9 protein-coding genes are annotated in these 12,164 nt (G+C 62.3%); 4 read left to right on the forward strand and 5 right to left on the reverse strand.

What is annotated here, in order from left to right:
• Window positions 1-7: 7 nt before the first annotated feature.
• Window positions 8-1,273: an HlyD family secretion protein gene (locus GGD40_RS09035; RefSeq protein WP_179743417.1), complete on the forward strand. Its 1,266-nt coding sequence runs from the start codon at window positions 8-10 to the stop codon at window positions 1,271-1,273.
• On the opposite strand, the gene GGD40_RS36880 is transcribed toward GGD40_RS09035, so the two are convergent.
• Entirely contained in the window at window positions 1,260-1,382 is a 123-nt protein-coding gene (locus GGD40_RS36880) for a hypothetical protein (protein WP_257030532.1), read from the reverse strand. The two genes, GGD40_RS09035 and GGD40_RS36880, sit on opposite strands and share 14 nt — an antisense overlap.
• Here GGD40_RS36880 and GGD40_RS09040 point away from each other — a divergent pair.
• Together GGD40_RS09040 and GGD40_RS09045 are read left to right on the forward strand one after the other, a co-directional pair.
• Window positions 1,366-2,805 carry a DHA2 family efflux MFS transporter permease subunit gene (locus tag GGD40_RS09040; protein ID WP_257030494.1) on the forward strand — a complete coding sequence of 480 codons (1,440 nt, stop codon included), beginning with the start codon at window positions 1,366-1,368 and terminating at the stop codon, window positions 2,803-2,805. The genes GGD40_RS36880 and GGD40_RS09040 overlap by 17 nt on opposite strands.
• Window positions 2,795-4,351, forward strand: coding sequence for an efflux transporter outer membrane subunit (locus tag GGD40_RS09045; protein ID WP_179743419.1), 1,557 nt, complete (start codon window positions 2,795-2,797; stop codon window positions 4,349-4,351). The genes GGD40_RS09040 and GGD40_RS09045 overlap by 11 nt, the downstream gene beginning before the upstream one ends.
• 149 nt (window positions 4,352-4,500) lie before the next feature.
• Here the strand turns inward: GGD40_RS09045 and GGD40_RS09050 are convergent, their stop codons facing one another.
• A complete protein-coding gene (locus tag GGD40_RS09050; RefSeq protein WP_179706578.1) occupies window positions 4,501-5,778 on the reverse strand; it encodes an HD domain-containing protein in 1,278 nt (425 codons plus the stop codon).
• Window positions 5,775-6,689: a LysR family transcriptional regulator gene (locus tag GGD40_RS09055; protein ID WP_179743420.1), complete on the reverse strand. Its 915-nt coding sequence runs from the start codon at window positions 6,687-6,689 to the stop codon at window positions 5,775-5,777. Before GGD40_RS09055 ends, GGD40_RS09050 begins: the two co-directional genes overlap by 4 nt.
• A 121-nt stretch (window positions 6,690-6,810) precedes the next feature.
• On the opposite strand from GGD40_RS09055, the gene metE reads away from it, so the two are divergent.
• Complete coding sequence (gene metE / locus GGD40_RS09060; protein ID WP_179743421.1) at window positions 6,811-9,102, forward strand: 5-methyltetrahydropteroyltriglutamate--homocysteine S-methyltransferase; 2,292 nt, start codon at window positions 6,811-6,813, stop codon at window positions 9,100-9,102.
• 98 nt (window positions 9,103-9,200) lie between these two features.
• Here metE and msrA read toward each other — a convergent pair whose 3' ends face one another.
• Both msrA and GGD40_RS09070 read right to left on the reverse strand, forming a co-directional pair.
• The gene (msrA, locus tag GGD40_RS09065) at window positions 9,201-9,974 is read right to left on the reverse strand and encodes a peptide-methionine (S)-S-oxide reductase MsrA (protein ID WP_179743422.1); all 774 of its coding nucleotides are present in this window, start codon (window positions 9,972-9,974) and stop codon (window positions 9,201-9,203) included.
• A gap of 50 nt (window positions 9,975-10,024) precedes the next feature.
• A complete protein-coding gene (locus GGD40_RS09070; protein WP_179743423.1) occupies window positions 10,025-11,956 on the reverse strand; it encodes a cytochrome c biogenesis protein DipZ in 1,932 nt (643 codons plus the stop codon).
• Between the last annotated feature and the right edge of the window lie 208 nt (window positions 11,957-12,164).

Genomic DNA, 12,164 nt, shown 5'->3' on the forward strand with positions numbered 1-12,164 from the left:
GTGCTGGATGGGCAAGCTACCTGGCCGCTATCGCTATCGTTGGAACTACGTTTCATCGTGCTGCCCGTGGGGAAAATTATTTTCAGATTATCACAATATTTTAAATAGAACGGTACCGTACCGTTCCATTGTAGTATCCGGCTTATCCGCCCAATTTCTGGAGAAACCGATGGCCGGCAGTGAGAGTGACCAAGAAACGCCGTCCGGGGTGCAGCAAGATCCCGAACGCGCGGAGGCTAACCAGGCGCCAGCCAGCCCAAGGCGCAAGCGCCTGAACCTGCTGATCGGCGCAACGGTACTGACCGTGGTCGTCGTTGCAGGCCTATCGTACTGGCTGCACAGCAGGCATTATGAAAGCACGGACGACGCGTTTATCGACAGCAACCAGAGCCAGATTGCGTCCCAGATCAGCGGGCGCGTGATCGAATTGCTGGTCGCCGATAACCAGCACGTCGACAAGGGTCAGCCCATCCTGCGAATCGACCCGCGAGACTATCAGGTCAAGCTCGAACAGTCGGAAGCTCAGGAAGCGAACGCCGTCGCGCAGGTCGCGCAGGCACGCGCCGATCTCACCGTACAGATCGCCAATCTCGCGCAGCAGGAAGCGCAAGTGCGCGTGTCCGAGGCCGATCTCGTGCAGGCGAAGCAGGACCTGGCGCGCTACCTCGGTTCGGATCCCGCGGCGATCACGCGCCAGCAACTCGATCAGAGCCAGGCGAGCGCCAAGAGTTCGCAAGCCAAGCTCGACAGCGCCAGGCAGGCAGTCACTGCGGCCCAGGCGCAAATCGTTTCGCAACAGACCAAAATCGATGCGGCACAAGCGTCCGTGCGCCAGATCCACGCCGATGTCGACAACGCCAGATTGCAGTTGAGCTATACGGAGGTGCTTGCGCCCCAGGCGGGCAAGATCACGAAAAGAACCGTGAATCTGGGCAACTATGTAACGCCCGGCCAGGCGCTGGTCGCGGTGGTCCCTAACGACATGTGGGTAACAGCCAATTTCAAGGAAACGCAGCTTATCCATATGAAGGTTGGGCAGCCGGTCGACGTCACCGTCGACGCCTACCCGGACACGGTGCTGCACGCGCACGTCGAGAGCCTGCAGCGCGGCACCGGCTCGGTGTTCAGCAGCCTGCCCGCTGAAAATGCCACGGGCAATTACGTCAAAGTGGTTCAGCGCCTGCCCGTGAAAATCGTTTTCGACGGCGACGACTGGCGCAAGCTACCGCTAGCGCCGGGATTATCGGTCGACCCACGCGTCACGGTGCAATGACCATGGCCGTCACGCATGCGTCGCTTCCCAGGTCGGCGGCCGGATCGTACAACCCCTGGCTGATTGCCGTGATCGTCTCCATCGCCACGTTCATGGAAGTGCTCGACACGACCATTGCGAACGTCGCGCTCAGACATATCGCGGGTGGCCTCGGCGCGAGCCAGGACCAGAGCACCTACATCACGACCAGCTATCTGGTGAGCAATGCGATCATTTTGCCGATCAGCGGATGGCTGGCGAATGTGGTGGGACGCAAGCGCTTCTACATGATCTGCGTGTTCATTTTCACGGTCAGCTCGGTAGCTTGCGGGTTTGCGACATCCTTGCCCATGATGATCGCCTTCCGGGTATTTCAGGGGCTCGGCGGCGGCGGGCTGGCACCGGTTGAACAGAGTATTTTCGCCGACACGTTTACGGAAGAAAAACGCCCTTTGGCCTTTGCGCTATACGGCCTCACCGTCGTCACCGCGCCGGCCATCGGCCCGATGCTCGGCGGCTGGATCACCGAAAACTATTCGTGGCACTGGGTGTTCCTGATCAACTTTCCGGTCGGCATCGTCTCCCTCGTGCTCACCGGCATGTTCGTGAGCGACAGCAAGCTGGTGAAGGAGGAGCGGCGGGCGCTGCTCACGAAGGGACTGCGCATCGATTATTTTGGCTTCGTGCTGGTTGCCGTGGGCTTCGGGTGCCTGCAGATCGTGCTCGACAAGTTCGAGCGCGAAGACGGTTTTTCTTCGCAGTTTATCTGTTGGTTCGCGGCCATCGCGGCCGTGTCGCTGCTCACGCTGATTGTCTGGGAGCTCAGGGTGAGTCAGCCGATTGTGAATCTGCGGCTGTTCAGATCGCGCGCCTTTGCGATTAGCTGCGGCGTCATGTTCGCGTTTGGTTTCATCATCAACAGCACGACGCAACTCCTGCCGCAATTCACGCAGGCCCTGCTCGGCTATGACGCAACGAACGCGGGGTTGACGCTCGGGTTGGGTGGTCTGGTCACGCTGTTTTTCATGCCCATCGCTGGCGTTGTCACGGGGCGCGTGTTTCAGCCGAAATGGCTTGTCATGATGTCGCTCGTGGGTACCGGCGTCGCGCTCTTCAATGCGGCGGGGCTGAACCTGAACATCAGCTTCTGGGACGTTTCACTGTCGCGGCTGTACCAGGTCATCTGGCTGCCGTTCCTTTTCATTCCGCTGTCCGCCGTGCAATTCGTCGGCATACCGCCCAAAGAGAACAATAACGCTTCGGCGTTGATCAACATGATGCGCAACCTCGGCGGAAGCTTCGGCGTCTCGCTGGTGACCACCCAGCTTGCCTGGCGTGAACAGTTTCACCATGCGCGGCTCGCCGAACATATCACGCCCTACAACGGCTTTACCACGTCGCTCAGTTCGATTGCCTCGACCGTCGAGCAGCAAGCGTCCGTCATGAGTTACCTCGACGTCTTCATCATGCTGGGCTGCTTTGCGCTGGTGCTCGCCCCGGTTTGTATCCTGTTACCCAAGCTGCCCAAGGGAGCTCAGATCAATGCGCACTGATTATCGATGGCTGCCGCTGGCCTGCCTGGTTGGCGCCGGCGTGTCACTGATCATGTCCGGCTGCACGATGGGGCCGGACTTCAGGCACCCCACTATCGCAGCACCGGATCAGTGGAGCGGGCCTTCCGCAGCGAACCCGGCGGCTTCCGTCGCCGTTGCCGAACCGATCGACCCCGCGTGGTGGAATAGCTTTGGCGATCCGCTGCTCACGGAGTTGGTCACGCAGGCGATCCAGAATAATCTGGATATCAAGGTCGCCGCTGCGCGGCTGGCCGAGTCCCGGGCGCAACTCGGCCAATCCAGGGCGGCGGAATTCCCGACACTCGACGGCAACGCCTCCTATACCCGTGAATTCCAGAGCCCGGATGGTGTCATCGGTCTGCTGGGCGGCACGGGAAGTTCGACGCCGGGCACCAGCACGAATGGCCTCGGCGGCCGGCAAGGAGGCGTACCGACGCAGGGCGCGACATCGAGCGGTCTGCCGCCATTCAATCTGTATCAGTACGGATTCGATGCCTCCTGGGAACTCGATCTATGGGGTCGCGTGCGACGCACCGCCGAGAATGCGAGTGCCACAGCCGAAGCGCAAGAGGAGGCACGACATGACGCGGTGGTATCGACGACGGCGGAAGTCGCGCGCGACTATCTCGACCTGCGCGGCATCCAGGAGAAGCTCCGTATCACCAGGGAAAATCTGGCTTACGCGCAGCGTACCGTCCAGTTGACAGCCGATCGCGCGCACCACGGATTGGCGACCGATCTCGATGTGGCCAATGCGCAGAGCCAGGCGGCATCGACAGCGGCAGATATCCCGCAGGACGAGCAGCAGCAGGCCCAGCTCATCAATGCGATCGGGCTGCTGCTGGGCGAGTATCCGCAGGCGCTCGCCGCACGGTTGACCGCGCCGTCGGCCGCACCGGTGGTGCCGCCGCGCGTGCCGGTCGGACTGCCGTCCGAGCTGGCGCACCGTCGACCGGACATACGCGAGGCGGAAGCCACGTTGCATGCGGCGACAGCCAACATTGGCGCCGCCAAGGCAGATTTTTTCCCGAAGATCACCTTGTCCGGCAGCGTGGCGATTCAGGCGACCCAGTTCACCAACCTGGGAAGCTGGGGCGCGCGCAGTTATAGCGCTGGACCCAGTCTGTCGATACCGCTCTTCGAAGGCGGCCAGTTGCGGGCGACGCTTGCCTTGAGAGAGGCGCAGCAGCAGGAGGCTGCAATCAATTATCGCAAGACGGTTTTGTCGGCTTTCAAGGACGTGGACGATGCACTGACCGGCTATGCCGCAGAGCAACGGCGTCGGGATCGTCTTGATGAAAGCGTGCAGGCGTCACGACGAGCGCTTGAGTTAGCCAATAAGCGCTATGTCAGAGGGATCTCCAATTACCTCGATGTACTGACAGCACAAAAGACCTTGCTCACCAACGAGGAACAACTGGCTGACAGCACGGCGACGGTAACGACCAATCTGGTGGCTTTATACAAAGCCCTGGGGGGCGGCTGGGATATCGCGGAAGCAAAAGTGAGTGACGCAGCGCAATGAGAAATTTAAAGGAAAACCGATGAGATGCCTGCTGCTTCTACCTGGCGTGACTTTTCTGTTGTCGGGTTGCATTCCGCCGCCCCCGCCGCCGGAATGAATGCCGGCAAAACGCCAACGATACGGAAAAGTATCGCCTGCCAACAAGGCCCCTAGCCCCGCTTCAGCGCCAGCTCGCAAGGAACCTGGAACATCTCCCCGGCAATCGACCCGGCCCGCGCGACCGCATCGGCCGGTACGAACACATAAAACCGCCAGAGATCCGCATACCTGTCCTGCAAAGCACCGATCTCCGCGAACGCTGCACTGCCGGCGTCGTTCAGCAGTTCAAGCCCGCGGCTGGTCTCAACCGGCACGGCCGCTTCCTTCATCGCGGAGAGCGCGGGACAGTACAAGACCACATCCGCGAACGGCAGGTCCAACTTCTCCGCCAGTTCCTTTTCGACTGCCGCTCGTTGAACACGCGACACATGGTAGCGGCTCACCCACTCCTTGCGCAGTTCCAGCGGCACGCTGCGTCCCGACACCACGTAGCCGCGTTTAAGCAGATCGCGATTCAGCGTGCGTTGCGCAAGCGCGGCAGCGTCCGCCACCCCGCAACGCGCGAGACGATCCAGCAGTGTCCAGTCGTTGAGTTCGAGCAAATCGCTCTCGGCGAGCACACCGTGATCGAGCGCGATCTCCACTGATTTGGAAATCATCGCGCCCGCGACCACCTTGGTGTGGTGATAGTAAACACGCTCGGTGAGGTAGTACCGCAGTCGCAGCACGCCGATGATCTCGGAGCGCGCGTCCGGACGGTCCATGCCATGTCTGGCGAGCCGGATCACCAGCCGGTCGGCGTGCTCGGCGAAGCAGCGGAAAATCCGGTCGTCGTAATTCTGCGAAAGACCGGCGAAGAAACTGTCGCGCCGCAGATAGTCGAGCAGATCGGCGTCGATGCTGCCCGACACAATGTCCTGCGCCCAGCGCGGCACGCTCTCCGGCGACGACAAACCGAGCAGGCCACCCACCATATCGCGAATACCCAGACGACTTAATGCAGCGCCCAACTCTCCGGCAAACATATCCGCGAGACGCGACCCTTTGTCGTGCCGCGCGAACAGGCGACGCTCGTCTTCCAGCGTGTGGCCGAATGGCACATGCGTGACATCGTGAAGCAAGGCCGCCACGCCGATCGCATCTTCCAGCTCAGCGGGGATCGACAGACCCGAGCGCCGCAAGCTCGCGACGATTCGATGCGCGACCGCGCAAACGCCGATCGAGTGATCGAAGCGCGTATGCAGCGCGCCCGGATAGACGAGATGCGCGGTGCCGAGTTGCTTGATACCGCGCAGCCGCTGCATGACCGGCAGATCGACAACTGCGGTCTCAAGACTACTTAGCTCGATATCGCCATGGATAGGATCGCGCAGCAGAGCTTGTGTCATGGCGTGTCCTCTTGGTCGTTCAAGGCCGTTTCCGGCTTGCGCGCCAGCTCGACAAAAGCCTTGAGATAGTCGACATCGATATCGGTTTCCCGCGCGCCGAGAAAAATCTGTTTGGCGATACCCTTTCGCCCCAGCCGCACCGGCACGAGGTTCATCGTGCCCGCATATTCTTCCACCAGCCAGCGCGGCAGCGCCGCGACGCCGCGGCCGCTCGCCACCATCTGCAGCATGATATCCGTCGTCTCGATCGCCTTGTGACGATGCGGCGTGATGCCGGCCGGCATCAGAAACTGATTGTAGATATCCAGCCGGTCGGTCTCGACCGGATAGGTGATCAACACCTCGCGCGTCAACTGCTCCGGCTTCACATATTCAACCGCGGCCAGCGGATGTTCGCGATTCACCACCAGCACCTGCTCGTAATCGAACACCGGTTCGAAGCGCAAGCCCGGCTTGTAAAGCGGGTCGGGCGTGACCAGCAGATCGATCTCATAGCCGAACAACGCACCGATGCCGCCGAACTGAAATTTCTGTTTGACGTCGACATCGACGTCGGGCCAGCGCGCCAGATACGGCGATACGACCTTAAGCAGCCACTGATAGCACGGATGACATTCCATGCCGATGCGCAGCGCTCCGCGCTCGCCCTGCGCGTATTGGCGCAGGCGTTCTTCGGCGAGATCCAGTTGCGGCAGCAAACGGTTCGCCACGGCCAGCAGATATTCGCCGGCCTGCGTCAACCGCAAGCTGCGCCCCTCGCGCAACCAGATATCGGTGCCCAGTTGCTGCTCCAGCTTCTTCATGGAGTGGCTGAGCGCGGATTGCGTCACGCACAGAATGTCCGCCGCAGCGGTCAGCGAGCCGTGCTTGTCCACCGCCTGGACGATCGCCAGATGAATTCTCTCAAGCATGATGATCCATGAACAAAACTAATGGTTCGTTGAATTATCACCATTTTACTTCATGGAAAGCGCTCTATAGCATTCACGCATCCCGAATCACATCCGCAACTGACCGAATCAAGGCGACACGATGGCAACCGCACACAATCTGGGCTTCCCCCGCATCGGCGCGAAGCGCGAACTGAAATTCGCGCTGGAATCCTACTGGAAAGGCGAGTCCTCGCTCGACGATCTGAAGTCGCTGGGCGCGCAATTGCGTCAACGTCACTGGGCGCACCAGGCCGACCTCGGCTTCGCCGCCGCCGGTGATTTCGCGTTCTACGATCAGGTGCTGGACATGAGCTTCACGCTGGGCAACCTGCCGGAGCGCGTGCAAGGTTTCCACGGCGATACGCTCGACAACGCTTTCCGTGTCGCGCGCGGTCGTTCGGCCAAGGGCGCCGAAGACCACAGCGCGTGCTGCGGCGGCGTCGCGGCCGGCGAGATGACCAAGTGGTTCGACACCAACTACCACTTCATCGTCCCCGAGTTCAGCGCGAGCACGGCATTCAAGCTCGATCCGTCGCGTCTGCTGGACCAACTCGCCGAAGCCCGCGCGCAAGGCGTCAAGGTCAAGCCGGTGATCGTCGGCCCGGTGACGTATCTGGCGCTCGGCAAGGCCAAGGACGATTCCGACAAGCTCGCCCTGTTGCCGCGCTTGCTGCCGGTCTATGCCGAACTGCTGGCCACGCTGGCCGCGCAAGGCGTCGAATGGGTGCAGATCGACGAACCGATCCTGGTGACCGAACTTTCCGCCGAATGGCAACAGGCCGTCGACACCGCGTACCAGGCGCTCGCCAACGGCAAGGTCAAGCTGTTGCTCGCCACCTACTTCGGCCAGTTGCTCGGCAACCTGCCGCTCGTCTGCAAGCTGCCGGTGCAAGGTCTGCATCTGGATGCGATCAACGCCCGTGCCGAAGTCGCCGCCGTGATCGCTCAATTGCCGCAAGACCGCGTGCTGTCGCTGGGCGTGATCAACGGCCGCAACATCTGGAAGACCGATCTGGCGAGCGTGCTCGACTGGCTCGAACCGGTCGCGCAGCAACTGGGCGAACGGCTGTGGATCGCGCCGTCGTGCTCGCTGCTGCATGTGCCGGTGGATCTGGAAAGCGAACAGAAGCTGGATGCTGAAGTCCGCTCGTGGCTCGCTTTCGCGCTGCAGAAGCTGGGTGAACTGAAGGTGCTGGCCATCGCGCTGAATCAAGGCCGCGACGCGGTCAAGACCGAGCTGGCCGCCAACCGCGCCGCCATCGCCGCACGCCGCGCTTCGCCGCGCGTCAACAACCCGGCGGTCAAGGCAGCGCTCGCGAAAATCAACCCGGCGCTCGGCCAACGCAAAAACGCTTACCCGGCGCGTGCCGACAAGCAGGCCGCGTTGCTGAAGCTGCCGGCGTACCCGACCACGACGATCGGCTCGTTCCCGCAGACCGGCGAAATCCGCCAGGCGCGCAGCCAGTTCAAAAGCGGCGCGCTCGACGAAGCCGGCTACAAGACCGCGATGCGCGCCGAGATCGAACGCAGCGTGCGCGAGCAGGAAGCGTTGGGCCTCGACGTCCTGGTGCACGGCGAAGCGGAACGTAACGACATGGTCGAATACTTCGGCGAACAGCTCGACGGCTACGCGTTCAGCCAGTTCGGCTGGGTGCAGTCGTACGGCTCGCGTTGCGTGAAGCCGCCTGTCCTGTTCGGCGACATCAGCCGTCCGAAGGCGATGACGGTCGAATGGATCAAGTACGCGCAGTCGCTCACCAACAAGCCGATGAAGGGCATGCTGACCGGTCCGGTCACGATCCTGAACTGGTCGTTCGTGCGTGACGATCAGCCGCGTTCGGTGTCGTGCTACCAGTTGGCGCTGGCGATCCGCGAAGAAGTGATCGACCTCGAAAAGGCCGGCGTGCGCGTGATCCAGATCGACGAAGCCGCCTTGCGCGAAGGCTTGCCGCTACGTCAGGCGCAGTGGCAGGAATACCTCGACTGGGCGGTGGAATCGTTCCGCATCACGGCGAACGGCGTGGACGACGAAACGCAGATCCACACCCATATGTGCTATTCGGAGTTCAACGACATCATCGCGTCGATCGCCGACATGGACGCCGACGTGATCACGATCGAGACCTCGCGCTCGGACATGGAGCTGCTCGACGCGTTCGACCACTTCAACTATCCGAACGAAATCGGCCCGGGCGTGTACGACATTCACTCGCCGAACATCCCGACTCAGGAGCACATCGTGCAACTGATGAAGAAGGCCGCTGAGCGCATTCCGGCGCAGCGCCTGTGGGTGAATCCGGACTGCGGTCTGAAGACGCGTCAGTGGGAAGAGGTGCTTCCCGCGCTGACCAACATGGTCGCGGCTGCGAAAACGCTGCGCGCCGCTTCGTAAGCCACACAATCTTTCTGCTCCCCAGGTTGCGCGCCGGCTCTATCCAGCCGGCGCGCAACGCCGTGCATCGCTCGTACTGCCCGCCTCACGCACCCACCTTACGCGCCCACCTTCAACAACACCGCATCGTTGCGGTACAGATCCGGAAACATCGTCTTCAACGCCGTCACTTTCGGCATATCGTTGATCGCGATATACGGGTAATCCGGATGCAGTGCGAGGAAATTCTGGTGATAGTTCTCCGCCGGATAGAAACCCTTGAAGTCCTCCACCCGCGTCACGACCGGGCCTGAAAACACATGCGCTCTATCGAGCTGCGCGATATAAGCCTGCGCGACGCTGCGTTGCTGTGCATCGGCGGGGAAAATCGCCGAGCGATATTGCGTGCCGTGATCGGGGCCCTGGTAATTCAGCTCGGTCGGATTGTGCGCGACCGAAAAGAAAATCTGCAGCAGACGGCCGTAGCTGATCTGCGTCGGGTCGTAGGTGATCTGCACGGACTCCGCGTGCCCGGTGTCGCCCTCGCTGACGGTTTCGTATTGCGCCGTGCCGGCCGCGCCGCCGGTATAACCCGAGGCCACCTGCTTCACGCCGCGAACGTGTTCGAACACGCCCTGCACGCCCCAGAAGCAACCGCCCGCGAACACCGCGGTTTCGCTATGCGCGGCGCCGGCTTTTTCGTCCTGTACGGGCGCCGGAATTTTGGTCACCGGTTCGGCGGAATGCGCGACGTGCTGCACGGCGAACACGCTCGCCACCAGCGCGGCGCAGATCGCCAGTCCGCCGAAAGGCGAGCGCTTACGCAACGAGGATGAGGATGAGGATGAGGATGAGGACGACGACCGCAACTGACTGCTCGATTTCGTATGCATGATGTCCAGCCTTCAAAGAATGAATGATCGATTAACGCCGTGCGGCCCGTTTAGCCGAACGTGAATGCAAACGCCTGCACGCCCGGATCCAGAAACTCGATCGTGAACGTGTGATCCGCGACATCGCCGCTCTGCCGCACGAGTTGATAAAGACGCTGTTCGGTCACGGTGCCGCTGCCGTCGGCGGCAACATCGCTGCCGTGCGACGCGCCCGGCGCCGCGCCATCCACGCTCACGCGAAAGCGCACTGGCTTGCCGTCCGCATCGGGGCCGAGCACGAGGTGCAGATCGCGTGCGTGGAAGCGATAGACGATCCGACCCGATGCGGCCTCAAGCGTCGCGTGTTCGGCGCCGACCTTCCATGCGCCGGCCAGTCCCCATTGGTTGACATCTGGCGACGACGGCGCGGCGTACGTATGCACCTTGTCCTCAGCAGCCCCGCCCGGCGACGCGAAATTCTCCGCGCGCTCATAGCCGATGTACGTTTCCGGCGACTGCATGTCGGCGTTGTCCGCCGCGGCCTGCACGCCTTGCGCGCTGTTGCCGGGAATACCGAGCGCGACCTTGGACACGCTCACGTGACCCGCCTCGGTCAGCAGTTGCTGGATCACCTTTTCCGACTCCGCATAGTCGCCTTCGCCGAAGTGGTGATAGCGGATCTGCCCTTTCGCATCGACGAAATAGTGCGCCGGCCAGTACTGGTTGTTCAGCGAGCGCCAGATCGCGTAGTTGTTGTCGATCGCGACCGGATAGTCGACGCCCAGGTCATGCACCGCTTTCTTGACGTTGTCGACATTGCGTTCGAACGCGAACTCCGGTGCGTGCACGCCGATCACGACCAGCCCCTGATCCTTGTATTTCTGCGCCCATGCTTTGACGTAAGGCAGCGAACGCAGGCAGTTGATGCACGAGTAGGTCCAGAAGTCGATCAGTACGACCTTGCCGCGCAGATCCTGCGCCGTCAGCGGCGGCGAATTCAGCCATTGGACCGCGCCGTTCAACGGCGGCAGCACGCCTTCCACGGGCAGCGCGGTCGCGACGGACGGTGTGACCACGGCGCGCATCATGCCGCCGTTGGCGTCGGCTGCGTTTGCCGTCGTCGTGGGCGCGTTGCCTTGCGCGTCGGCGTCGGCGTCGGCGTCGGCGTCGGCGTTGGCGTTGGCGTTGGCGTTGGCGTTGGCGTTGGCGTTGGTGGCGTTGGTGGCGTTGGCTGCATTGCTCGCGTTGTCGGCCGCTACCGGCTGACCCGGCTTCGCACCCGGCGAGAACTTATCCACCAGCTTCTGTTCAAGCCCGCTGGTCGCCACCGTCGACACACGCGCCAGCACTCCAGTATCGAGGCCGAACGCAATCGCCACCACACCACCCAGCATCGCCACGCCGATCCCACGGCGAATCCATTCGCCGGCGCCCAGCGAGCGCTTCATCGCCGTGAACACCCGGCCGCCGATCAGCAAGGCCACCGCCAGCGACGTCGCCGCGCCGGCCGCATACGCCACCAGCAACAGCGTGGTGCCGACGCTCGCGCCGCGCAAAGCCGCGCCGGTCAGCACCAGACCGAGAATCGGACCCGCGCACGGCGCCCACAGCAAGCCGGTCGCAATGCCCAGCAGGAACGACGAACCCGCCCGCACCTGCTGGCCGTCGGCCTGCGCGAAGTTCGACAGGCGATTGCCCGCGCTGACCAGCGGGCGCATCAGATGATCGGCGAAGCGCGGGAACAGCAGCGTCAGCCCGAACACGCCGAGCAGCACGATCGCGACCCAGCGGCCATACTGATTGGCCTGCGTGACCCAGCCGCCGCCCACCGCGGCGAGCGTCGCGACCAGCGCGAAAGTCAGCGCCATGCCGGCGAGCAAAGGCAGGCCGCTGCGCACGAACGGCTGATCGGCGCGCGCGAACACGAACGGCAGCACCGGCAGAATGCACGGACTGAGGATCGTCAGGGCGCCGCCGAGATAAGCGAGAACGATGAGTAACATGTCGGTTCCGGGCGTGGTTCGTGGATCGTTCAGGTCAGGGGGTCAGGCTGAAACGATCCGGATTTGAGGAAGACGATTTGAGAAACATGAGCGCATCGTAGTGCGCAAGCGGTGTCGAAGTCCTCACAGAAAGTTAAATTAAATGTGATAACTCACTGCCCGGAAATTTTGCACAATGACGCAACGGCCCGCTTTGCGGCGGCCCTTG

Source organism: Paraburkholderia bryophila, assembly GCF_013409255.1.
Taxonomy (GTDB): Bacteria; Pseudomonadota; Gammaproteobacteria; order Burkholderiales; family Burkholderiaceae; genus Paraburkholderia.

Excerpts from the sequence above, each read along its gene's own strand:
- GGD40_RS09035 (WP_179743417.1), top strand. The coding sequence starts at position 8 with ATGGGCAAGCTACCTGGCCGCTATCGCTATCGTTGGAACTACGTTTCA.
- GGD40_RS09040 (WP_257030494.1), top strand. The coding sequence starts at position 1,366 with ATGGAAGTGCTCGACACGACCATTGCGAACGTCGCGCTCAGACATATC.
- GGD40_RS09045 (WP_179743419.1), top strand. The coding sequence starts at position 2,795 with ATGCGCACTGATTATCGATGGCTGCCGCTGGCCTGCCTGGTTGGCGCC.
- GGD40_RS09050 (WP_179706578.1), bottom strand. The coding sequence starts at position 5,778 with ATGACACAAGCTCTGCTGCGCGATCCTATCCATGGCGATATCGAGCTA.
- GGD40_RS09055 (WP_179743420.1), bottom strand. The coding sequence starts at position 6,689 with ATGCTTGAGAGAATTCATCTGGCGATCGTCCAGGCGGTGGACAAGCAC.
- metE (WP_179743421.1), top strand. The coding sequence starts at position 6,811 with ATGGCAACCGCACACAATCTGGGCTTCCCCCGCATCGGCGCGAAGCGC.
- msrA (WP_179743422.1), bottom strand. The coding sequence starts at position 9,974 with ATGCATACGAAATCGAGCAGTCAGTTGCGGTCGTCGTCCTCATCCTCA.
- GGD40_RS09070 (WP_179743423.1), bottom strand. The coding sequence starts at position 11,956 with ATGTTACTCATCGTTCTCGCTTATCTCGGCGGCGCCCTGACGATCCTC.